This is a genomic window from Nitratireductor sp. ZSWI3, assembly GCF_024655565.1.
In the GTDB taxonomy this organism is placed as follows: Bacteria; Pseudomonadota; Alphaproteobacteria; order Rhizobiales; family Rhizobiaceae; genus Nitratireductor.
Genome location: NZ_JANKOF010000013.1, coordinates 40715 through 64046 on the forward strand (window position 1 = coordinate 40715; position 23332 = coordinate 64046).

Below are 23332 nucleotides of genomic sequence, written 5' to 3' on the forward strand. Positions count from 1 at the left end.
GCCCAGACAAGAACCGGGAGCCGCACCGCCTGTGCGGCTTCCGGGTGAACACGAGGGTTCCCCACCATGTTCCACAACCGGACGGAAGCGCTGGCGCTGGCGATGCCCGCGGTCATCTTCGCGGCTGTCGTCTTTCTCGTCCCCGTCGGCATCCTTCTGTCGGAAGGTTTCCGGGCCGCCGACGGCTGGACGCTGTCGTCCTATGCCGGCTTTTTCGACGTCGAACTCAACCGCGTCGTCTTCTGGCGCACGCTGAAGCTCGGGGCGCTGGTAACCCTCGCTTCGGCGGTGATCGGCTATGCGACGGCCTATGCCATCGTCACCCTTCCGCCGACCGCGCGCGGACGGATGATCGGTCTCGTGGTCATGCCGCTGATGATCTCGCCAGTGGCGCGCACCTATGCCTGGATCGTCATCCTGGGGCGCACCGGCATCGTCAACAAGGCGATCGTCGGCCTCGGCCTTTCCGACGAACCACTGCGCTTCCTGTTCACTGAAACGGCCGTCTTCATCGGCCTTCTGCAGCTCTTCCTGCCCCTCATGATCCTGTCGCTCATCAGCGCGCTGGAAAACATGCCGAAGGATGCGGTGCCGGCGGCGCGCGTGCTCGGCGCGAACTGGCTGCAGGTCTTCGTCAAGGTCATTCTGCCGCTCACCAGGGAAGGGCTGGTCATCGGCGGCACGCTCGTCTTCACCGGCTCGCTCACGGCCTACATCACCCCCGCCATTCTGGGCGGGTCGAAAGTGCTGATGCTGGAAACCCTGCTTTACCAGCGGGTGACCGTCGCCAACGATTTCGCCTCTGCCAGCATCATCGCGATGATCCTGATGGTGATGAGCTTTTCGGCCAACATGCTGCTCAAGCGGCTGGCCACAGCGAGGAACAAGCGATGACCTCACGCCTCTATTCCTATCTGACCTTAGCCGTCGTCTTTCTGTTCCTCATCGGGCCCTTCGTGATCATCGTCGCGGCGGCGCTTTCCGGCGGCGAGACGCTGGCCTTTCCCCCGCAGGGTCTGTCACTGAAATGGATCGCCAAGGTCTTCACGGTGGAAAGCTTCCGCCAGAGCTTCGCTCTCTCCATGTTCCTGGCGATCTTCGGCACGCTCGCGGCGCTGGTGCTGGGCGTGCCGGTGGCCTATGCCGCCTCGCGCTATCGGCTGCCCTTCGGGGAGGTGATCCGCACCGTCGTCTCGGCGCCCATCATCGTCCCCGGCATCATCGTCGGCCTGGCGCTGCTGCGATACCTCGTGATTCCGCTTAATGTCAGCGTCGGGCTGGCCCTGTTCATCGCCCACACGGCGCTGATCCTGCCCTATGCGGTGCGTGTCGTTTCGGCCTCGCTCGACAATCTGCGCAGCGACATCGAGGAAGCCGCGGTCCTTCTCGGCTCCTCGCGCCTGGCGACCTTCTTCCGCATCGTGCTGCCGAACATCCAGAGCGGCATACTGGCCGCCTTCATCCTGGGCTTCGTCACCAGCTTCAACCAGGTTCCCGTCTCCCTGTTCCTCTCGGGCCCCGGCGTGCGCACGCTGCCCATCGACATGATCTGGTACATGGAGATCACCTACGATCCGTCGGTCGCCGCGCTGGCGGCGCTGCTCGCCTTCCTGTCCATCTCCATCGTCTTCCTCGCCGAACGTTTTCTGGGCTTTTCACGCTATGTCTGATCCTGCCTATCTCGACCTGAAAGAGCTGACGCTCGCCTATGGCAAGACCATCGCCGTCGACCGGCTCAACCTGCCGATCCGCAAGGGCGAGTTGATCGCGCTTTTGGGACCCTCCGGTTGCGGCAAGACCACCACCATGCGCGCCATCACCGGCCTTTTGAAGCCTGCCTCCGGCACCATCACGCTGGACGGCAGGGACATCACCCGCTTGCCGGCCAACAAGCGCGAAGTCGGGCTGGTCTTCCAGTCCTATGCCCTGTTCCCGCATCTTTCGGTCTTCGAAAACGTCGCCTTCGGCCTGCGCCTCAGAAAGCTGCCTTCCGCCGAGATCAACAGGCAGGTCGGGGACGGTCTCGCCCTCGTCGGGCTCAGCCGGTTCCACAACCGCAAGCCGGCGGAACTTTCCGGCGGCCAGCAACAGCGCGTGGCGCTCGCCCGGTCTCTGGTGATGCAGCCCAAGGTGCTGTTGCTCGACGAGCCGCTGTCCAATCTCGACGCCCGCTTGCGACTGGAGATGCGCACCGAACTGCAGCGCGTGCAGCGCGAAAGCGGCGTCACCATGGTGTTCGTCACTCACGATCAGAACGAGGCGTTGGCGCTGGCCGACCGCATCGTGGTGATGAAGGACGGACGCATCGAGCAGCTTGGCAGCCCGGAGGACGTCTACAACAGGCCGGTCTCCCGCTTCGTGGCCGATTTCGTCGGCTTCGAGAACATCTTTTCCGTCGAGAACGGCCGTCTGCACACGCAGAACGGCCCCGTCGACCTGTCCGTGCCGGTGCCGCCCGAAACGTCCGGCCTCGCCTGGCGTCCGAAAATGGTCCGGCTCGGCGAAGGGCGCTTCGAGGGAGAGGTTCTGGGCGTGGCGTTTGCCGGCGGCACGCGCGAATATCTGCTGAAGACCGAGTTGGGGCCGATCAAGGCGGAGATGGATGCCGCAGCCCCCGCCTTCGCGCCCGGCAGCCGGCTCTCGTTCGACCTACCGACCGAGAATGCCGCAACCTTGCAGCGGATGTAGGAGAGCTGACCGGTGCTCTGGATCGATACCGATATGGGTTTCGACGACATCGTTGCGATCATGATGGTGGCGGCATCGCCGCGCAGGATCGCCGGTGTCTCGCTGGTCTTCGGCAACGCGCCGCTGGAGCAGGTGCGCCGCAATGCGGCCGGCGCGGCCAAGCTGCTCGACTGGCGCTTCCCGGTCTTCGCCGGGGCCACGACGGCAATTCTCGGCGGCATCGAAACGCCCGCCCACGTGCTCGGCCCCACCGGCATTCCGACGCGGGGAAAGGCGTTGCCCGATGCACCGCCGGCAGCGCCTTCCGGCGCCCTATCCGCCCTCGTCTCCTGGCTGGAGGGGCTTGAGGCGCCCGGTGAAATCCTCGCGCTCGGGCCGCTGACCAACATCGCCATCCTGGCGCTGGCGCGCCCTGATCTCATACCCAACATCGCCTGCATCACATGGATGGGCGGCGGAGCGACCCGCGGCAACCACACCGCCTCAGCCGAATTCAACGCCTATGCGGATCCGGAGGCCGTGGCCATCGTCCTTGCCAACGCGCTCCCCTTGCGCGTCGTCGACCTCGATCTTTGCCGCCAGGTCCTCGTCTCCCCGGACGATCTGGCGCCACTTGAGGGCCTGACCTCTCCCAGGGCGAAAATCCTCGCCGACCTTCTCGGCGCCTATATCGACATCGCCCTGACGCGTGGTCGACCGGCCATGGCTCTCTATGATCCGACGGCGGCAGCGGCGGTGATCGATCCCGACGCCTTTGCCTTCGAGCCCGTTCATGTGACCATGGAGCTCGCCGGCACCCACACCAGGGGGCGCACCATCGTCGATCAGCGCCCGCATGTCGTGCCGAATGCCGACTGGGGCATGCGCGCCGATGCGCGGCGGGTCCGCGAACTGGCGCTCGGCGCGCTGATGAAGGCAGCGAGGCCATGAACGCGCGCTACACCGAACCCCACGACCTTGCCGACCGCGCCTTGCGCGACCGGGCGGTCGCCGCCGCGCGCGGCGATGCACCCTTCGACCTTCTCATCCGCGGCGGCCGGGTCTTCGATGCCGCAACCGGCACCCTTTGCGCCCGCGACGTCGGCATAACCGGTCGGCTGATCGCCAGCGTTCATGCGCCCGCCGCCCGTGCCGACAGCCGCCGGACCGTCGAGGCCGAGGGCCTGATCGTGGCACCCGGCCTGATCGACATGCACATGCACGTCGAGAGCTCGATGATCACGCCGGCCGCCTATGCAGAAGCCGTTCTGCCGCGCGGCGTGACGACGATCGTCTGGGACCCGCATGAATTTGCCAATGTGCACGGTCTGGCGGGCGTCTCCTGGGCGCTCGATGCCTGCGCCGACCTGCCATTGCGCGTCGTCGTGCTGGCGCCCTCCTGCGTGCCCTCGGCTCCCGGCCTCGAACAGTCCGGCGCTGCCTTCGGCGGCGCCGAACTTGCCGATATGCTCGCCCAGCCGGGAATCGGCGGGGTGGCCGAGGTGATGGACATGCGCGGCGTTGTCGACCGGGCCGGCACCATCTCCGATGTGGTGCAGGCCGGGCTCGAAAGCGGCAAGCCGGTCTTCGGCCATGCGCGCGGCCTCGCGGGAAGCGATCTCAACGCCTTCATGGCCGCCGGCGTCACGTCCGACCACGAGCTCACATCGGCCGACGATCTCATGGCCAAGCTCGGCGCCGGCCTCACCATCGAACTGCGCGGCTCGCACGATCACCTCCTGCCGGAGTTCGTCGCGGCGCTGAACGGGCTCGGCCACCTGCCGTCCACCGTGACGCTCTGCACGGACGACGTCTTCCCCGACGATCTGGCGCGCGCCGGCGGGCTCGACGACGTGGTGCGCCGCCTGGTGCGCTACGGCATGCCGGCGGCCTGGGCCCTGCAGGCAGCGACGCTCAACGCTTCGCACCGGCTGGCGCGTCCGGATCTGGGCCTCGTCGCGGCGGGCCGGCGGGCGGATCTCGCCCTGTTCGAGGATCTCTCGGCATTCAACGCCTCGCTGGTGGTGGCCAATGGCGCGCTCGCAGCAGAGGGCGGCAGGATGCTCGCGCCCACCAAAGGCATTTCGTCCGCTCCGCTCAAGAACTCCATCCGCTGCCGAGCCTGTTCGCCGGATGATTTCAGGGTTCGCTCCGAAGGCCGCCGCGTCAAGGTGGCGACCATCCACCGGCCGCGTTTCACCGAGTGGGGCGAGGCCGAGACCGACGTTCGCGACGGTTTCGTGGTGCCGCCGGAAGGCGCGACGCTGATCAGCGTGATCCATCGCCACGGCCTGGCACCGGCCGTTCCGCGCACCGGATATCTGACGGGCTGGGGAAGCTGGCGCGGCGCGTTCTGCACCACCGTCTCCCACGACAGCCACAACGTCACCGTCTTCGGCGGCAACGAGGAAGACATGGCCGTCGCGGCGAACTGGGTGATCGAGGCCGGCGGCGGCATGGCCGTCGCCCGCGACGGCCGGGTGATTGCATCCCTGGCACTGCCCCTGTCGGGCCTGGTTTCCGAAGCGCCGCTCGCAGACATCGCCGAGGCGTTCACGGACCTTCGCGAGGCCATGGACGGCATCGTTGACTGGCAGCCGCCTTACCTGGTCTTCAAAGCCTGCTTCGGCGCCACGCTCGCCTGCAACGCCGGCCCGCACCAGACCGACCTTGGCATTGCCGACATCGCGCGGCCGACGGTGATGGAGACACCCGTCCTGAAAATCCTCGGGTGAGTCAGGCGGCGAGTTCCTGCTCGACCAGGGACGTCCAGAAACGCACGCCGGTCGAAATGGCATCGTCGTTGAAATCATACGCCGTGTTGTGATGCAGAGCACCGTCGACCGCAGGCCCGTTGCCGAGCCAGACATAGGCCCCCGGCACTTTCTGCGAAAAGAAGGAAAAATCGTCTCCGGCCGTCGACGGCGCAAATTCGGTGCGCACCTTTTCGCCGCACACGGCGCGAGCGGCTTTCAGCGCGCGCGCCGTGATGTCCGGATCGTTCACGACCGGCGGAATGCGCCGCACGAAGCGATAATCCGCTGTAATGCCGAACATCGATGCCACGCCCCGTGCGAGCCGCCCGATCTCTTCTTCCAGCTGGTCGCGCACCTGCGGCGCATAGGCGCGCGCCGTGCCGCCGATCTCGACGAAATCGGGAATGACGTTGAGCGCCTTGGGATCGCCGGCCTGCACGGAACAGGCACTGACCACCGCCGGCTGAAGGGGATCCACAACCCGGCCGACGATCGTCTGCAGGCTCGACAGGAAATGCCCGCCCGCCGTCACCGGATCCTTGCCCAGATGCGGCTTCGCACCATGCGTGCCGACGCCCTGGAAGGTGACGTGCCAACTGTCGGACGAGGCCAGTTGCGGGCCCGCGACGACCGCCATCTCATCCGTTGCAAGCCCGGGCATGTTGTGAAGGCCGTAGACCGCATCGCAGGGGAAGAGCTCGAAGAAGCCCTCCTCCACCATCCGCCGGGCGCCGCCGCGCCCCTCCTCGGCGGGCTGGAAGATGAAGTGAACCGTTCCGGAAAAGTTGCGTGTCTTCGCCAGCCGCCGGGCAGCCCCCAGAAGCAGCGTGGTGTGTCCGTCATGACCACAGGCGTGCATCTTGCCGGCCACAGTGGATTTGTAGGGTCGCTCGGCGGTTTCCGGCATGGCGAGCGCGTCCATGTCGGCGCGCAAGCCGATCGCCCGCGTGCCGTTGCCGACCGTCAGCGTTCCGACGACGCCCGTGCCGGCAAGCCCGCGATGAACCTTCATGCCCGTCCCGGCAAGGTGTTCGGCGACGATGGCGCTGGTGCGTTCCTCCTCGAATCCGAGTTCGGGATGGGCGTGCAGGTCGCGCCTGAGCGCGATGAGAAATTCCAGGTCCTCACGCACGTCATCCACACCCGTCATCAAAATGCCCTTTCCATCATCACTGCAACCCCGATAATGCGCCTGCCACCACTAGATCAATAGTTTGCGGGCTGACTTACCGAAACAGATGGGTACCATCTGTTTCGGTCAGACCACTAGGATCGAAACCGCACATTGTCAGGGAACGGAAACCCAAATAAATCAACCACATTCTAGCGTGAGCGCATTTTGCAAACAATGATGCAGGCCGATTTCCAGAACCATCCACATGCATTCTGGCAGAAGATTGTGCCACCCGGCACCTATGCCGCCGCGCCGCAAGGCGGACATCGCACCTTCTATCCGGCCGCTCTGCCCGACAGGCGCCAGCTGGCGCTGCCGATCCGGGTGCTTTCCGGCGGCAAGACGGCGCTCGCCTCGCTGATCGTCAACCAGGCAAGCTTCCACGTCGTCGACACGCTGGCCGCCGGGCTCGCCGCGAAAGCCGCCGCCTTCAGGCCGGACGTCGTCGTCGGCCTGCCGACCCTCGGCCTGACGCTGGCCGCCCAGCTGGCCCGCGCGCTCGGCCACAGCCGCTATGTGCCGCTCAGCACGTCGCGCAAGTTCTGGTACGACGAGGACCGCTCCGTCGCGCTTCGCTCGGTGACCAGCCCCGGGCAGGAAAAGCGCCTCTATGTCGATCCGCGCATGCTGCCGCTGCTCGAAGGAAAGCGCGTTTTCCTGGTCGACGACGTGATCAGCAGCGGAAGCTCGATCCTCGCCAGCCTGCGGCTCCTGGAACTCTGCGGCATCGAGCCGGCCGCCATCGGCGCGGCGATGCTGCAGACGACGCGTTGGCGGAGCAGGCTCGCGGAGGATTATCCCGCACTGGCGGACCGCATTGTCGGAGTACTTCAGACCCCTGCCCTGGCTGCCACGCCCGAGGGCGGTTGGCTGCCGGAAACTTAAGTCAGCTCCTCTCGACCAGGCGCACGAGGGCGGCGAGCATCAGGGCGGCGCCCTTCTCGATATCCCCCCAGGCCGTCCATTCTTCGGGAGCATGGCTGATACCGCCGCGGCTCGGCACGAAGAGCAGCGCCGAGGGGCAGAGCGACTGCATCGTCTGCGCATCGTGACCGGCGCCCGAGGGCATGTCGAGGACCTGCAGGCCGAGCCGGTCCGCCTCCTCGTGCAGCAGCGCAGCCAGGCCCGCGTCGAGCTCGACCGGCGCCATCCGGCTCTGCTCCTCGATCGTCCAACGCAATCCCCGCGCGGCCGCGACATCCGCGACGACCTCACGCATGGCCCCGGCCAGCGCCGCCATCCTGCGGTCGTCCGTATCGCGGATGTTGACGACGAATTCGGCGCGCCCCGGCACGGTGTGAATGAAGTTCGGGTGAATATCGACTTTTCCGATGGTGATGCGGCTGTTCTCGCCCCCATGTCGCTCCAGCAGCTGCGGAACGGCATGGGCAATGGCCGCCGCGCCGGCGAAGGCATCGGCGCGCAGATGCATCGGGGTCGTGCCCGAATGGTTGGCGACACCGTCCAGACGAACCGACAGATTGACGACGCCGGCCACCGTGTGGGCGATGCCGATGGGAATTCCGGCGTGCTCGAGCACCGGCCCCTGCTCGATGTGCAGTTCGAGAAAGGCGCGCACCGAACCCGGCGCCCGGGCGGCCGCCAGCCCGTCCCGCGCGTCGAGCCCCCGGGCGCGCATCGCCTCGACAAGCCTCACGCCATCCGCATCCACCGCGGCATCGATCTGCTCAGCCGTCAGAACGCCTGCGATTGCCTGTGAGCCGAGCATGCCGCCGAACCGCCCCTCCTCCTCCGCCGTCGCTACCACCTCGACGGCGGTCGCCGGCTCAACGCCGGCCTCGCGCATCGCCCTTACGCATTCGAGCGCGACGCAGACGCCCAGGGCCCCGTCCAGGGAACCGCCTTCCGGCACCGTGTCGAGATGCGAGCCGACCAGGATCGAAGGACCCTGCACCGGTCCGAAGCGGCCGAAAATATTGGCGACGCCGTCGCGGCTGACCGCCAGGCCGTCCCCGCGCATCTGCTCCACGAACCAGGCGCGCACGGCCATGTCGGGCTCCGAATAGCCGATGCGGTTGAAGCCGCCCGTGCGCGAATTGTGCCCATAGGCGTTGACGCCGTCGAGCAGAGCCTTGAGGCGTTCGGAGTTGATGCGGGGATTTTGTCCGGACACGTCTTCAGCCTCGATTTCAAGCACTTGCAGGAATTTCGAACGCCCCGTCGGAGCTGTCGGGAAATTGATCATGATAAAAGGTTGCACCATTCAAGATTATCAGAATTAATTGGCGAGCGCGAACGGAGGACCTTCAATGAAAAATCTTCTGGCAGCCGCCATCACAGCCGCTTCGATGCTCCTGGCATCGCCGGCGCTCGCACAGACGCCCCCGAATGTTCTTGTCGTCGGACAGATTGCCGAACCGAAATCGCTCGATCCGCACGCCGTGACGGCAGTCAACGACTTCCGCATCCTGGTGAACGTCTATGACGGCCTGACCCGCTACAAGGACGGGACGCTGGAGGTGGAGCCCTCGCTCGCCGAGAGCTGGACGATTTCCGAGGACGGCAAGACCTACACCTTCAAGCTGCGCGAGGGCGTCAGCTTTCACGACGGCACGCCATTCAACGCCGAGGCGGTGAAGTTCAACTTCGATCGCATGCTGAAGGAGGACCACCCCTTCCACGACACGGGTCCGTTCCCGCTGGCCTTCTTCTTCTCCTCCGTCGAAGAGGTGACCGCGGTCGACGATCTGACGGTGGAATTCAAGCTGAAGGAGCCTTACGCGCCTTTCCTGTCGAACCTCGCCTATCCGACCGGCCTGATGGTCTCTCCGGCCGCTGTCGAGGAACACGGCAAGGACTTCGGCCGCCACCCGAGCGGCACAGGCGCCTTCAAGTTCGCCGAGTGGGACGCCAACGCCAAGCTGGTGGTGACCCGCAACGAGGACTACTGGGATGGCGCGCCGCCGCTCGAAGCCGTGATCTACAGGCCGATCACCGACGCCAACACCCGGATCGCCGAGATGCTGTCGGGCGGGCTCGACGTGATGGTCGAAGTGCCGCCGGACAGCCTGCAGCAGTTCCGCGACGACGCCGCCTTCACGGTCCAGGAGCAGGCCGGCCCGCATGTCTGGTTCCTGATCCTCAACCTCAAGGAGGGGCCCTTCGCCAAGAAGGAAATCCGCCAGGCCGCCAATTACGCGATCAACAAGAAGGCGCTGGTGGAGAACATCCTGCAGGGCACGGCGGAAGTTGCGGCGGGCCCGACGCCCCCGGCCTTCGCCTGGGCCTATAACGATACGCTGGAGCCTTATCCTTACGACCCCGAGAAGGCCAAGCAGCTTCTCGCCGACGCCGGCTACGGCGGCGAGCAACTGACCTTCTACGTCACCGAAGGTGGTTCCGGCATGCTCGACCCGCTCGCCATGGGCACCGCCATCCAGGCCGACCTGCAAGCCGTCGGCATGAAGGTCAAGATCGAGACCTATGAGTGGAACACCTTTCTCGGCAAGGTGAACCCCGGGCTGGAGGGCAAGGCCGACATGGCTGAGATGGCCTGGATGACGAACGATCCCGACACGCTGCCCTTCCTGACGCTTCGTTCGCAAGCCATGCCGGACCAGGGCGGCTTCAACTCCGGCTACTACGCCAACGAGAAGGTCGACGACCTGCTCGGCAAGGCACGGGCGGCAACCGACCAGAACGAGCGCGCCGCGCTCTACAAGGAAATGCAGGAGATCGTCCACGAGGATGCCCCATGGGTCTTCGTGGCGAACTGGAAGCAGAACGCAGTCACCGGCGCTGGCGTCGAGAACTTCAAGCTCCAGCCGTCCTTCTTCCTGATGCTGCAGGATGTGGCGAAACCGTGAGCGCGCGGCGGGAAACCGGGCTTGAACGAGCGAGCCCGGTTTCATCCTGATCCAACCGAAGCAAGGCTTCAGCCATGACAGCCTACATAGCCAAACGCCTGCTGGCCGCGATTCCCGTCCTGTTCGGCCTGTCGGTCATCGTCTTCCTGATCATGGCGATGATCCCCGGCGATCCGGCGACGGCGATTCTCGGCTCCTATGCGACGCCGGAAAACGTCGCCAGGCTCAACGCCGATCTCGGTCTCGACAAGTCGTTGCCGCAGCAATACCTGATCTGGCTCGGCAACCTCCTGCAGGGAGACCTCGGCCGCTCCTACGCGCTCAACCGGCCGGTGCTCGACGAGGTGCTGGAGCGCTTCTCGGCGACGCTGATCCTTGCCGGAACGGCGCTCGTCCTGTGCTCGATCCTCGGGCTCCTCGCCGGCGTCGTCTCGGCGGCCCGTCAATACGGCTTCGCCGACAAGGCGATCACCGTCCTCGTGCTGATCGGCATCTCGACGCCTTCCTTCTGGCTCGGCCTGCTCCTGATCCTCGCCTTCGCCGTGAAGATCAAGCTCTTCCCGGCAAGCGGCATGTACGCCATTTACGGAGGCGGCGACCTGCCCGACCTGCTGCACCACCTGTTCCTGCCCGCGCTGACGCTGGCGGCCGTCGCCACCGGCGTGATCGCCCGCCTGACCCGCACGGCGATGCTCGAGGTGCTCCGCCAGGACTACATCCGCACGGCGCGCGCCAAGGGCCTCACCGAGCGGCGCGTCATCTATCGTCACGCCTTCAAGGCGGCGCTCGTCAGCGTCATCCCCGTGATCGGCATCCAGGCTGGTTTCGTCCTCGGCGGGGCGGTCTATATCGAGACGGTTTTCCAGTGGCCCGGCATCGGATCGATGCTCGTCAACGCCATCTCCACCCGCGATCTGTTGCTCGTTCAGGGCGGCGTGCTGGTGGTCGCGGCAGCCTATGTCCTGTTCAATCTGGCCGCCGACGTGGTGCAGACGCTGCTTGACCCGAGGTTACGCTGATGAGCGATACCGCCGCCCCCGCCATGCGGATAGGCAAAGCGCGCTCCGCCGGCCGGCCGAGCGCGTTGCGCCTGCTGCTCAACAACACGCTGGCCACGTCGGGGCTCGTCGTCCTGCTTCTCATCGTCCTGCTCGCGCTTGCAGCGCCCGTGCTGCCGCTGCCGGATCCCGACATGACGGCGCCTGCCGACCGACTGCTCCGCCCGCTTGCCGAAGGGCATCTGCTCGGCACCGATGCCCTCGGCCGCGATATCCTCTCACGCCTCGTCTGGGGCGCCCGGGTCAGCCTCGCCGTCGGCATTTCGGCAACCCTCATCGCCGCCTTCTTCGGTTCCCTGATCGGGCTCGTGGCAGGCTATGCCGGCGGTCGTGTCGACACGATCTTGATGCGCGGCATCGATATGGTCATGGCCTTTCCCTACATCCTTCTGGCGCTCGCCATCGTCGCGGCGCTCGGCCCGGGCCTGCTCAACGCGCTCTACGCCATCGCCGTCGTCAACATCCCCTTCTTCGCCCGCAACATCCGCGGCATCACCATCGGCCTGTCGCGGCGCGAATTCGTCGATGCGGCGCGTCTGTCGGGCAAGTCGAACATGCGCATCCTGTTCGGCGAGGTCCTGCCCAACGTGCTGCCGATCATCATCATCACCATGTCGACCACGATCGGCTGGATGATCCTCGAGACCGCGGGCCTCTCCTTCCTCGGCCTCGGGGCGCAGCCGCCGCAGGCCGATCTCGGCTCCATGCTCGGCGACGGGCGGAAGATCCTCTTCACCGCGCCGCATGTCTCCATCATCCCCGGCCTGATGATCTTCGCGCTGGTGATGAGCATCAACCTGTTCGGCGACGGCGTGCGCGACGTCCTCGACCCGCGGCTCAAATCGGGCGCGCTGACGCGCCCCGTGGCGCGCACGGCGGTCAAGCGTGAGAACGTGCCAGAGAAGCCGGCGCACGAGGACCGCCTGCTCGACCTCGTCGATCTCAGCACCCAGTTTCACGTCGGCGGCGACGTCTATCGCGCCGTGAGCGGTGTCGACCTTTACCTCAAGGGCGGCGAATGCCTGGGGATCGTCGGCGAATCCGGATCGGGCAAATCGGTCACCGCCATGTCGCTGATGGGCCTGGTGCCGACGCCGCCCGGCAGCATCACCGGCGGAGCCGCATGGCTCAACGGCGAGGACCTCTTCGCCGTCAGCGACGAGCGCATGAGGCAGTTGCGCGGTGCCGACGTCAGCCATGTCTTCCAGGATCCGCTTTCGACGCTGCATCCGCTCTTCACCGTCGGCGACCAGCTTGCCGAGGCGATCACGGCGCACAGGCCGATGAAGCGCTCGCAGGCCGACGGGCGCGCCGAGGACCTTCTGCGCCTCGTCCGCATCACGAACCCCCGCGCGCGCCTGAAGGCCTATCCGCACGAGCTTTCCGGCGGCATGCGGCAACGGGTCTGCATCGCCATGGCGCTGGCCAACGATGCCAGGCTCATCATCGCCGACGAGCCCACCACCGCGCTGGATGTCACCGTGCAGGCACAGATCCTGTCGCTGATGGATGCGCTGCGGCGTGAGAAGGACGCCGCGATCCTGTTCATCACCCACGATTTCGGCGTCGTCTCGGCGGTCTGCGATCGCGTCGCCGTCATGTATGCCGGCCGCATTGTGGAGACCGGACGGACGCAGGATGTGCTCTCCGCTCCCGCCCATCCCTATACGGGAAAGCTGATCGACTGCGTGCCGGTGCTCGGCCAGCCGGAACGGCGCCTTGCCTCCATCGAGGGCCGGCCCCCGGTCGTCAACAAGCTGCCCGCCGGCTGCGCCTTCGCCGATCGCTGCCCGCGCGTCGAGGCCGATTGCCGGACCGGCGACATCCCCCTCTCGTCCTTCGGCGAGGAGCGTGCCGTGCGGTGCCTGCATCCACTGACGAGGGAGGCTGCCCATGGCTGAGCCGCTTCTGGAGATCGACAGCGCCGAACGGATCTTCGGCGGCGGACGTTCCCTGCTCGGCCGCAAGCTGCCGGCCGTCCATGCCGTGCAGGGCGTTTCGCTGGACGTCAGGAAGGGCGAAACGCTGGGCGTGGTAGGGGAGTCCGGTTGCGGGAAATCGACGCTCGCGCGCCTGATCGTCGGCCTCGACAAACCGACCGCCGGAACCATCACCTTCGACGGGCGCGATCTCGTGGCTGAAGCCAGGCGCGACCCGCAGAGACTTGCCCGGCGGGTGCAGTACGTGTTCCAGGATCCCGTCGCATCCCTCAATCCGCGCAAGACCATCCGCGCCATTCTGGAGGCGCCGCTGCGCCATCTCCTGGCGCTCGACAAAAAGGCGCGTCAGGCACGGCTGAAGGAACTGATGGAAGCGGTCAACCTGGCGCCCGAGTTCCTCGACCGCTACCCGCACGAATTCTCCGGCGGCCAGGCGCAGCGCATCGGCATCGCCCGAGCCCTCGCGGCCGATCCGGAACTGATCGTTCTCGACGAGCCGGTCTCCGCCCTCGACGTCTCGGTGCAGGCGCAGGTCCTCAACATCCTCGACGACCTCAAGCAGCGCTTCGGCCTGACCTATGTCTTCATCAGCCACGACCTCTCGGTGGTGGAAAGCGTCAGCGACCGCGTGGCGGTCATGTATTTCGGTCGCATCGCCGAAACCGGGCCGGCGCGCGAGATCTTCGCCGCGCCGCGCCATCCCTACACGCATCTTCTGCTGAAATCGGCGCCGGTGCCCGGCCGGCGCTCGCTCGTTCCCGAGGACGCCAACACCGAGCTGCCCGATCCCTACGACCCGCCGCCCGGCTGCGCCTTCCATGCGCGCTGCCCCCGCGGGACGGACAGGTGCCTCGCCTCGCATCCGCCGCTCGAGCAGGCCGCCGGCCGCCCCGCCCACCGGACCGCGTGCTATCATCCCGTCGAAGAGAGAGGACATGCCTGACCCGGACCCAGGGGCTCCCACACCGGTGCCCTCGCAGCTTTCAGCCGTCCTGCGGCGCCGGAAGCGCCCGGACATCATCGCCGACAAGGTGCGCGAGATGATCGTCGCGCACCGGCTCGCCCCCGGCGACCGCGTGCCGAGCGAATGGCTCTCGCCGCAATCACAGGGGGCATCGCGCGGCACCTTGCGCGAAGCCTTGAAGATACTGGAGATCCAGGGTCTGACGACCAGCAAGACCGGGCCCGGCGGCGGCGTTTTCGTGTCCGGCGTCGGCGCCGACGAGGCGATCCGCCTCCTCGACAACCTGTTTCTTTTCCATCCCCCATCGATTGCCGACATCTATGCGATCCGCAAGGAACTGGAGCCCCTTCTGGCGGCGAGCGTGGCGGGAAAGCTGTCGTCCGACGCCTTCGCCGCGCTGCAGGAAACGATCAGGCTCTACGAGGACGAGCCGAAAACCGCAGAGGAGGAATACGGCCAGCGGCTCGCGGAGCTCGACTTTCATGTCGAGCTGGCACGCCGCACCGACAACGCACTGCTCGGCTTTCTGTGCACCTTCCTGGTCAGCCTCCTGCGCGACATGACGGCCTGCCGCGCGATCTATCGGGAAGCGAACCCCACGTTGAGGGAGACGGGGCTCAACTACCAGATACGCCTTCTGCGGGCCATCAAGGCCGGCGATGCCGAGCGCGCCCGCCAGATCATGCGGGAGCACATGGCCACGGCCGAGGCCTATATGCTGGAGCGCGCCGAGGTCGTGCGCGACTGACGCTGCTGCACATGCCCGTCATACTCAATCTGCGGGCGCTCTCCCGAGATGATGTCAGCCAGATAGGAGGCCGTCCCGCAGGCCTGTGTCCAGCCATTCGAACCATGGCCGGCATTGAGAAAAAGATTGGCGAACCGGGTCGGACCGACCCGCGCCGGACCGTCGGGCGTCATCGGGCGGAACCCGCACCACACGCTCGACGCATCATAGTCTGCGGCGTCGGGGAACAACGCCCGCACCCGCGCGCGAATGCCGGCGAGCGCCGTTTCGCGCAAGCTGCCGTCGAAGCCTGCTATTTCCGCCACGCCGGCCGCCCGCAGACGTGTGCCGAGGCGCGTGATCATCACCTTGGAATGCTCGTCCATCACCGAGGAGCGCGGCGCCCGCTCGGGCAAGTCGATTTCACAGGTGATCGAATACCCCTTGACCGGATAGACCGGCAGGCGGATGTCGAGGGTGCCGAGCAACGAGGGCGCGAAAGGCCCGCAGGCGACCACATAGGCATCCGCCTGCATGCCGCCTTCCGTCGTCACCGCCCGGTCGATCCGGTCGCCCGAACGGACGAGCCGCAGCACCGAGGTGTCGTAGAAGAAGACGCAGCCGCGCTCCGTGAGCAGATCGGCAAGGCGGGTGCAGAAGAGTCGGCAATCGCCGGTCTCGTCATCCGGCAGATGAAGGCCGCCGGCGAGCGGCGCGCCGCTTGCCGCCAGCGCAGGCTCGATCGTGGCGATCCCGTCGCGATCGACGAGACGGTGGGGGATCTCCAGCCGTTCCAGAACGGCGGCGGCCCGCACGCCGCCGGCCATCTCCTCCTCCGTGGCGAAGACCTGCAGCACGCCGTTGGCCGCATCGTCGTAGGCGATCCCGACCTCCTCCCTCAAGGCGACGAGGCAGGCCTTGCTGTAATGGGCCATCATCTGCATGCGGGCCTTGTTCTCGGCGAAGCGGGAGGCGGTGCAGTTCGCCAGGAAACGAAGCATCCACGACCACTGATGAGGGTCCAGCCGCGGCCGGACCTTCAGCGGCGCGTTCTCCCTGAACATCCATTTCAGCGCTTTCAGCGGCATGCCGGGCGCGGCCCACGGTCCGGCGAATGCGGGACACACGCCCCCGGCATTGCCGAAGCTCGTTTCCATCGCCGGGCCGGCGCAACGCTCGACGACGGTCACCTCATGGCCGTGCTTCGTCAGGTACCAGGCCGTGGTCAGGCCCACCACCCCCGCGCCGATAACCAGAACCTTCATCGGGAGCCGCACCCCACCTCAATATGTGCCCGGATAGCCGCCTCCATCGATCAACAGGTTCTGCCCGGTGATGAAACCCGCATGCGCGCTGCAAAGGAAGGCAAAGTAGGCGCCGATCTCCTCCGTGCGTCCGTAGCGGCCGGCAGGATTGCCGCGCGCGCGCTCCTGCCAGACCTCGTCGAAGCTCTTGCCGCCGGGGTCCAGCATGCCGCGGATGTGTTCGCGCTGCGCCTCGCTGTCGAAGATGCCGGGCAGCAGATTGTTGATCGTCACGTTGCTGGCGACGGTCTGGCGGGAGAGCCCGGCCGTGAAGCCGACGAGGCCCGAACGCGCGCCGTTCGACAAGCCCAGCTCCGGCTGGGCGATCTTCACGCTGCGCGAGACGATGTTGACGATGCGGCCGAAGCCGCGGGCCATCATCCCGTCCACCGTTGCCTTCATCATCTCGATGGGCGGCAGCATCATCAGATCGATCGCTGCGATCCAGTCGTCCCGGCTCCAGTCGCGGAAGTCGCCCGGCGGGCAGCCGCCGGCATTGTTGAGAAGAATGTCCGGTTCCGGACAAGCGGCAAGCGCCGCCTCCCGCCCTTCGGGTCTCGTGATGTCGGCGACGACGGGCCTCACCTCACCGCCCGTCGCGGCCCGGATTTCCTCGGCGGTCGCCAGAAGCGTCGCCTCGGTGCGCGCGACGATGGTGATCGCGACTCCCTCGCGCGCCAGGGCCATGGCGCAGGCCTTGCCCATGCCCTTGCTGGCACCCGTGAGCAGTGCCTTGCGGCCGCCTATACCCAGATCCATTCAATCCGCCTCCGATTTGCTCTCGTCCCGTCGATAGGGTTCGATCCTCACCAGCGCGCTGAGCGCGGCGCAGGCCTGCCCCAGCGCCGACGTCCTGCGGTCGGCGGTCAGCACGTTGGGATTGCCGTTGACCTCCAGCCGCTCCGCCTGCTCGTCGGGTTCGAACCAGGCACCGGTCGGCATGACGAGGACGCCGTGGCGAACGCGCTCGCCGACGCGGGCGATGGCCAGACACGCCCCTCGCTCGTTCCACAACCGTACCACGTCGCCATCGCCGATGCCGCGCGCTTCCGCATCGCGCCGGTTGATCTCGACCGTCTCGGGCGCATTCTTGCGCCTTGTCTGATAAAGCTGGCTGTGCAGCCGCTTCTCCGGCTGGTTGGTCACCAGATGCAATTCGCCATCGCGCGCCGCGCCGAGCCATTCCCGCGGCTCGCGCCAGACCGCATGAGGGGGAGCGTCCGCATAGGCGAACCCCGCGATCACCCTCGAAAAGAGTTCGATGCGACCGGACGGGGTCTTGAGGGGATGAGCTTCCGGGTCGCGTCGATAAGCTTCAAGAAGCACTTCCGGGGCATCGGGCGCCGGCACCGCCCACAGCCCGTCCTTCCAAAAGGTCTCGAAGGAGGGGATGTCGAGGCCCGCCCGCCCGCCGCGCGCCTGCGTCTTCGCCCACAGCCGGCGCAGCCACTGCATCTCGTCCAGTCCCTCGTCGAAGACCGTGCGGCAGCCCAGGCGGTCGGCGAGATCGCGGAAGATCACGAAATCGTCGCGCGCCTCCGCCAACGGCTCGATCAGCTTCGGCATGGCGAAGACGAAGGGATCGCGCGAGGAGCCGCCGAGATCGTTGCGCTCGGCGCTGGTGGTGGCAGGCAGGACGATGTCGGCGCGGCGCGCCGTCGACGTCCACCACGGCTCGTGCACGATGATCGCCTCCGGCCGACGCCACGCCGCCTCGAGCTTGAAGAGGTCCTGCGCGTGGTGGAATGGATTGCCGCCGGCCCAGTAGACGAGCCGTACATCCGGAAAGACGACGGTCCGGCCGTTGAACGGGATCTGCCCGCCGGGATTGAGGAAGGCCTCGATGAAGGAAGCCACCGGAACGGCGCTGCCGGCGGGGTTGGGCAACCCCTCCATTGCCGGCACGAAGCCGCGCCGCGCGGCGGCGCCGACGCCGTTGAGGGAGCCGTAGCCGAAGCAGAAGCCGCCGCCTGGCAGGCCGATCTGCCCGAGCATCGCGGCAAGTGCGATCAGCGCCCAGAAGGGCTGCTCCCCGTGATCCGCCCGCTGCAGCGACCACGAGGCCGTGAGCATCACACGGCCCTGCCGGATCGTCCGCCACAATGCCGACAGTTCGGCCTCGGGAACGTCGCACAGGCCGGCGGCCCATGACAGGGTCTTCGGCACGCCGTCCGCCGCACCGCGCAGATAGTCGAGAAAGGCTTCATGGCCCTCGGTGTAGCGCTCGAGAAAGGAAAGGTCCGGCCTCCCCTCGACGAGCGCCTGATGGGCGAGTGCCAGCATGATGGCGGTGTCGGTGTTCGGGCGCGGCGCGACGAAGGTTGCGTCCAGACCCTCCGGGCAGTCGCCGGCGAAGGGCGACACGATGATGAACTTGACGCCGCGGCGCCTGGCCTCGGCGATGTGGCGCGGCATGTGGTGGTGCCCCGCCCCGCCGGAGGTCACGCGCCAGTTTTTCGGATTAAGGCCGCCGAAGGCGACCACCACATCGCTTTCGGCGGCGATGGTCTCCCAGCCCGTTGCCGCGCCCGACACGGCCTCGGCATCGCCGAGGATATGCGGCAGGATGGCGTTCGCCGCACCCCAGCTGTAGTTGCCGACCTGATCGGTGAAGCCGCCCGCCGCCGCCAGGAAGCGACGGATCTGCGTGCGCGCATGGTGGAAGCGGCCAGCGCTCGACCACCCGTAGGAGCCGCCGAAGACGGACGCCGCGCCGTGCTCGGCATGAACCCGCTGCAACTGCTCGGCGACCAGGGCGAGCGCCGTATCCCAGTCGACGGCAACCATCCTCTCGCGGCCGCGGCCTTCGCCGCCCGCCCGCTCGCGATCCCTCAGGAACCCTTCACGGACATGCGGCCGGTCGATGCGGCTTTCAGAATAGACGAGGTCCGGCCAGACGCCGATCATCTGCGGATCGGCGCCGCCATCGGCCCACGGCCGCGCGGCGACGAGGCGGCCGTCCTCCACGGTCGCTTCGAAAGCGCCCCAGTGGCTGAGGCTGGTTCGTCGCCTGACGCCCATCTATTCGGCGGCGATCGCGGCGGGCGACAGCCGGAAGCCGTAGCGCTCCTCGAGACCGAGCTTGCGCACGGCATCGATGCCGGCCTGAAGGGCGGTGCCCGAGATCGGCTTCAGCGGCTTGCGCAGCGGGCCGGCCGGCAGGCCGATGAGGCGCATCAGCGTCTTGATCGCCACCGGATTGATGGCCGAATAGGCGAAATGCAGCATCGGCAGGTTGGTGAGCCAGGCCTCGCGGCAGGCGAAGGCATCCTCGCCGTTCTCCCACTTCTTGGAGATGACCGCCATCTCGCGCGGGATGATGTTGCCGGTCATGTTGGCCGTGCCATCGCCGCCGAGCGCCATGGTGGGGATGACGAGGCCCAGATTGGGCGAGCAGCAGCACATGATGGACATGTCCGGCTTGGCCGCACAGACCTGGGCCACCTGCCCGACGCGGGTGGTGGATTCCTTCAGCACCACCATGTTGGGATGCTGGGCGAGCTTCAGGATATCCGTCCAGTGCAGGTCGGTCTTCACCCGCGGCGGGTTGTTGTAGAAGCCGATGGGGAAATCCTCCGCATCGCAGACCTCCAGCGCGTAATCGGTGATCGCATCGTTGTCGGCGCAGATATAGGCCGGCGCGGCGATGATGGCGCCGTCGGCCCCCTCGCCCTTCGCATAGCGCACATAGTCGATGGTCGTCTCGGTGTTGTTGCCCGTGCAGCCGTAATACATGAGCATGTTGCCCGGCTTCATCTTCGCCGTCTGCGAGATGATCTGCCGGCGCTCCTCGGGCGAGAGCATGGAGACCTCACCGGTCGATCCCATGATCAGGACCGCCTCGGTGCCGTTTTCCGCGTGCCAGTTCAGAAGCGTGCGAAAGCCCTCGAAATCGATGGACCCGTCATCGTTCATCGGCGTGACGAGCGCGACGAAGGAACCCTTTGGCTTGATGTGCGACATGGTCTTGTCCTTTCCTAGAAGAATTGCGGCGCCAGCCATTTCGGCAGCCCGAGCACGATCGACGGGAACCAGAGCGACAGGCACGCGACGAGCACCGTCAGCCCGCAGATCGGCAGCACCGCCAGCATGGCGCGCCCGAGCCGCACTCCGCCGATCTGCGAGGCGATGAGCAGACAGATGCCGTAGGGCGGCGTGATGAGCCCGACCGACAGGACGATCGTGCTCAGAACGCCGAGATGGACGGGATCGTAGCCGGCCTGGTTGCCCAGGGCCTGGATGATCGGCAGGAAGATGAGCGTCGCCGAGATCGGGTTGAGCACCGTGCCGATCAGGAGCAGGAAGCCGATCAGAAGCAGCATGATGCCGTAGCGGTTCGACGTCACCCCCGTGATGAAATCGACGACGATCTCGGCAGCGCCCAGATAGGCGATCAGCCAGCCGAAGATGCCGGCACCCGCCACGGTGAAAAGCGGCACGGCGAAATCGATGACCGCATCCGTGAGCAGTTTCGGCATCGCCCGCAACGGAACGTCGCGGTAGACGACCAGCGTCAGGAACAGCGCCCAGGCGACGGCAACGATCGAGCCCTCGGTCGGCGTGAAATAGCCGCCGACGATGCCCCCCAGCACCAGAACCGGGATGAGCAGCGGCGCCGCGCCCCGGACCATGACCCGCCCCACGGCCAGCACGCCGGGAAAGGGATTGGCCGGATAGCCCCGCCGGATGGCGAGCAGATAGGTGTAGGCCATCATGAACAGGCCGATCATGACGCCCGGCATCACACCGCCCAGGAACAGGGCGCCGATCGAGACATTGCCGAACGCGCCGTAGACGATGAGGATGATGGACGGCGGGATGATGACGCCAAGGGTCGAGGATGCCGCCGTCAGCGCCACGGCGAAGGCCGGGTCATAGCCTGCCTTCTTCATCGCCGGGATGAGGATCGAGCCGACGCTCGCCGTGTCGGCCGCCGCCGAACCCGACAGGCTGGCGAAGATCATCGACACGAACACATTGACGTGGCCAAGCCCGCCCCGCACATGGCCGACCGTCGCATCGGCCACCTTGAGGAGCCGGTCGGTGATCGAGCCGGCGTTGAGGATGCGGCCGAGCAGCATGAAGAAGGGCACGGCCAGCAAGGTGAAGCTGTCGATGCCGGAATACATCTGGTTGACGACCGACGTCAGCGGTAGGTCCTCGACATACATGACGAGAACCGAGGAGACGATCAGCGAGAAGCCGATGTTTACCCGCAGTGCGATGAGCACGAAAAACGACAGGAGAAGGAGCAGAAGCGGGTTCATGAGGGCCTCTTGCTGGCCATGTCCCGGATGGCTTCCAGGAGGAAAAGCGCCATCAGCCCGCCGCTGAGCGGCATGGGCAGGAACATCCAGGAATGCGAAATGCCGAGCGAGGCGACGGTGCTCGTGCGACGGATCTCGGTCAGCGTCCAGCCGTGCACCACGAGCACGTAGATCACGAGGGCCGCCGAAAGGACACCGACGATGTCGAGCAGGAAGCGGAACCCGCCCCACGTCTCCGGCCAGATGTCGACCATGTAATGGGCGCCGCGGCGGAACGCGACCGCCGCACCGATGAAGATCAGCCACGAGAACAACAGCTGCGCGAGGTCGAGCGTCCAGATCAGGGGCATCCTGAAGATATTCCGCGCCCCGACCTGAAGGCCGACCGTCACGACGAGTGCCAGGAAGCCGATCCAAAGCCCGAACTCGGTGACTTTGACGATCGCGTTCGCAATGCGGGTCAGCATGCCAGAACCTTCCGAACGGAGAAGCGCGGCGGCTTGTGCCGCTTGATCGCGATGATTGGATCGGCTCGATCCAAAATCATCGCGATCGCTTTCAAAAAATTGGAGCGGGATGCGGGCGGAAAACCGCTTCACACCTTTCCTCATCCCGCTCCAAGCCCGTCACTGCTGCCCCTTCAGGAGTGCATACTCGTCTTCGAGGTCGAGCTCGGCCGCAAGATCCGCCTGGATGGGCGAAAGGATCCCGACGAACGCCGCCGTATCCGGCCTCGTGACCTTGACGCCGTGTTCGGCCTGAAGCGTTTCGACGAGCTGGTCGTCATACTCCTTGGCCTTGTCGACCCCGAGCTGGTTGGCGGCCACCGCCGCCTCCTGCACCACCTTCTGCAGGTCTTCCGGCAGCTTGTTCCAGGTCCGGTTGGAAATGGAGATGTGGTTGATCTGGATCGTGTGCTCCGTCAGGGCGAGGTTGGGAGCCACCTCGTAGAGCTTTGACCCGGCATAACCCGGCAGCGAGCTTTCCAGCGCCCCGGCGACACCGGTCTGGACGGCGGCGTAGAGCTCGCCCCAGGCGACGGTGACCGGCAGCATGCCGAGGGCGGCCCAGGTTTCCGAGTCCATGGGCGATGGCGGGGTGCGCATCTTCAGGCCCTTCAGGTCGTCCGGGCCGTTGACGACGGTTGCCGCCGTCGACAGGTTGCGGGTGCCGGAGGCGCCGAGTGCCAGAAGCTTCATGTTCAGGGCGCGGTCTTCATAGACCTTCTGGAAATGCGCCTCGACCGGCGTTCCCGGACCGACCCGGGCAAGCGCATCGTCCATGCCCTTGAAGAGGTAGGGCATCGTGAAGATCGCGTATTCCGGCACCTGCTGCACCGCGTTGCTGGTGGTGCTGATCATCACGTCGATCGTGCCGAGACCGATTTCGCTGATCACCGCCGGATCCTGGCCGAGTTGCCCGGAATCGAAGATCCGCACGGCGATGCGGCCGGCGCTCTTGGCCTCGATGTCTTCCTTCAGGAAGGCCGCCATGTCGTTGTAGGGGTGCGGCGACTTCACCAGCGTGTGAACGCGGATGTTGAAGTCGGCGGCATGCACGGTGCCGCCGAGGCCGAGCACCGCTGCGGCGGCGAGGAAGAGCTTGCTGATTGTCATGTCTGGGACTCCCATTTGTTTGGGTTTGCCGG

General features: G+C 66.5%; 20 protein-coding genes. 11 read left to right on the forward strand and 9 right to left on the reverse strand.

Going from position 1 to position 23332, the window contains the following annotated elements; translation table 11 throughout:
* The first annotated feature begins 66 nt into the window (after positions 1–66).
* The 5 genes from NUU27_RS06735 to NUU27_RS06755 are packed head-to-tail and all read left to right on the forward strand — an operon-like array spanning position 67 to position 5402.
* Positions 67–894, forward strand: coding sequence for an ABC transporter permease (locus NUU27_RS06735; protein ID WP_257761318.1), 828 nt, complete (start codon positions 67–69; stop codon positions 892–894).
* Positions 891–1670: an ABC transporter permease gene (locus NUU27_RS06740; protein ID WP_257761319.1), complete on the forward strand. Its 780-nt coding sequence runs from the start codon at positions 891–893 to the stop codon at positions 1668–1670. Before NUU27_RS06735 ends, NUU27_RS06740 begins: the two co-directional genes overlap by 4 nt.
* Positions 1663–2688 (forward strand): ABC transporter ATP-binding protein, encoded by a 1026-nt coding sequence (locus tag NUU27_RS06745; protein WP_257761320.1) that lies wholly within the window; start codon positions 1663–1665, stop codon positions 2686–2688. The genes NUU27_RS06740 and NUU27_RS06745 overlap by 8 nt, the downstream gene beginning before the upstream one ends.
* 12 nt (positions 2689–2700) lie before the next feature.
* Positions 2701–3618, forward strand: a complete 918-nt coding sequence (locus NUU27_RS06750; RefSeq protein ID WP_257761321.1) for a nucleoside hydrolase — start codon at positions 2701–2703, stop codon at positions 3616–3618.
* Positions 3615–5402, forward strand: coding sequence for an adenine deaminase (locus NUU27_RS06755; protein WP_257761322.1), 1788 nt, complete (start codon positions 3615–3617; stop codon positions 5400–5402). Before NUU27_RS06750 ends, NUU27_RS06755 begins: the two co-directional genes overlap by 4 nt.
* 1 nt (position 5403) lies before the next feature.
* On the opposite strand, the gene NUU27_RS06760 is transcribed toward NUU27_RS06755, so the two are convergent.
* Complete coding sequence (locus tag NUU27_RS06760; RefSeq protein ID WP_257761323.1) at positions 5404–6573, reverse strand: M20 aminoacylase family protein; 1170 nt, start codon at positions 6571–6573, stop codon at positions 5404–5406.
* 198 nt (positions 6574–6771) lie between these two features.
* On the opposite strand from NUU27_RS06760, the gene NUU27_RS06765 reads away from it, so the two are divergent.
* On the forward strand, positions 6772–7482 hold the full coding sequence (locus NUU27_RS06765; RefSeq protein ID WP_257761324.1) for a phosphoribosyltransferase: 711 nt from the start codon (positions 6772–6774) through the stop codon (positions 7480–7482).
* A gap of 1 nt (position 7483) precedes the next feature.
* Here NUU27_RS06765 and NUU27_RS06770 read toward each other — a convergent pair whose 3' ends face one another.
* The gene (locus NUU27_RS06770) at positions 7484–8821 is read right to left on the reverse strand and encodes a Zn-dependent hydrolase (protein ID WP_257761325.1); all 1338 of its coding nucleotides are present in this window, start codon (positions 8819–8821) and stop codon (positions 7484–7486) included.
* A 46-nt stretch (positions 8822–8867) separates the two neighbouring features.
* Here NUU27_RS06770 and NUU27_RS06775 point away from each other — a divergent pair, with 46 nt between their 5' ends.
* The 5 genes from NUU27_RS06775 to NUU27_RS06795 all read left to right on the forward strand — a co-directional run bounded on the left by NUU27_RS06775 (position 8868) and on the right by NUU27_RS06795 (position 15134).
* Entirely contained in the window at positions 8868–10424 is a 1557-nt protein-coding gene (locus NUU27_RS06775; RefSeq protein WP_257761326.1) for an ABC transporter substrate-binding protein, read from the forward strand.
* Between the two features lie 74 nt (positions 10425–10498).
* Positions 10499–11443 (forward strand): ABC transporter permease, encoded by a 945-nt coding sequence (locus NUU27_RS06780; protein WP_257761327.1) that lies wholly within the window; start codon positions 10499–10501, stop codon positions 11441–11443.
* Positions 11443–13383 (forward strand): dipeptide/oligopeptide/nickel ABC transporter permease/ATP-binding protein, encoded by a 1941-nt coding sequence (locus NUU27_RS06785; RefSeq protein ID WP_257761328.1) that lies wholly within the window; start codon positions 11443–11445, stop codon positions 13381–13383. The genes NUU27_RS06780 and NUU27_RS06785 overlap by 1 nt, the downstream gene beginning before the upstream one ends.
* Positions 13376–14365, forward strand: a complete 990-nt coding sequence (locus NUU27_RS06790) for an ABC transporter ATP-binding protein (protein WP_257761329.1) — start codon at positions 13376–13378, stop codon at positions 14363–14365. The genes NUU27_RS06785 and NUU27_RS06790 overlap by 8 nt, the downstream gene beginning before the upstream one ends.
* Positions 14358–15134, forward strand: a complete 777-nt coding sequence (locus NUU27_RS06795) for a FadR/GntR family transcriptional regulator (RefSeq protein WP_257761330.1) — start codon at positions 14358–14360, stop codon at positions 15132–15134. The genes NUU27_RS06790 and NUU27_RS06795 overlap by 8 nt, the downstream gene beginning before the upstream one ends.
* On the opposite strand, the gene NUU27_RS06800 is transcribed toward NUU27_RS06795, so the two are convergent.
* The 7 genes from NUU27_RS06800 to NUU27_RS06830 all read right to left on the reverse strand — a co-directional run bounded on the left by NUU27_RS06800 (position 15098) and on the right by NUU27_RS06830 (position 23300).
* Entirely contained in the window at positions 15098–16378 is a 1281-nt protein-coding gene (locus NUU27_RS06800) for a D-amino acid dehydrogenase (protein ID WP_257761331.1), read from the reverse strand. The genes NUU27_RS06795 and NUU27_RS06800 overlap by 37 nt on opposite strands.
* A gap of 18 nt (positions 16379–16396) precedes the next feature.
* Positions 16397–17176, reverse strand: a complete 780-nt coding sequence (locus tag NUU27_RS06805) for an SDR family oxidoreductase (RefSeq protein ID WP_257761332.1) — start codon at positions 17174–17176, stop codon at positions 16397–16399.
* A complete protein-coding gene (locus tag NUU27_RS06810; protein ID WP_257761333.1) occupies positions 17177–19438 on the reverse strand; it encodes a molybdopterin-dependent oxidoreductase in 2262 nt (753 codons plus the stop codon). It abuts the gene before it with no gap.
* On the reverse strand, positions 19439–20380 hold the full coding sequence (locus NUU27_RS06815) for a dihydrodipicolinate synthase family protein (RefSeq protein ID WP_257761334.1): 942 nt from the start codon (positions 20378–20380) through the stop codon (positions 19439–19441). It abuts the gene before it with no gap.
* 14 nt (positions 20381–20394) lie between these two features.
* Positions 20395–21684 carry a TRAP transporter large permease gene (locus NUU27_RS06820; RefSeq protein ID WP_257761335.1) on the reverse strand — a complete coding sequence of 430 codons (1290 nt, stop codon included), beginning with the start codon at positions 21682–21684 and terminating at the stop codon, positions 20395–20397.
* Positions 21681–22151, reverse strand: coding sequence for a TRAP transporter small permease (locus tag NUU27_RS06825; protein WP_257761336.1), 471 nt, complete (start codon positions 22149–22151; stop codon positions 21681–21683). Before NUU27_RS06825 ends, NUU27_RS06820 begins: the two co-directional genes overlap by 4 nt.
* Before the next feature lie 159 nt (positions 22152–22310).
* Positions 22311–23300 carry a TRAP transporter substrate-binding protein gene (locus NUU27_RS06830; RefSeq protein ID WP_257761337.1) on the reverse strand — a complete coding sequence of 330 codons (990 nt, stop codon included), beginning with the start codon at positions 23298–23300 and terminating at the stop codon, positions 22311–22313.
* Between the last annotated feature and the right edge of the window lie 32 nt (positions 23301–23332).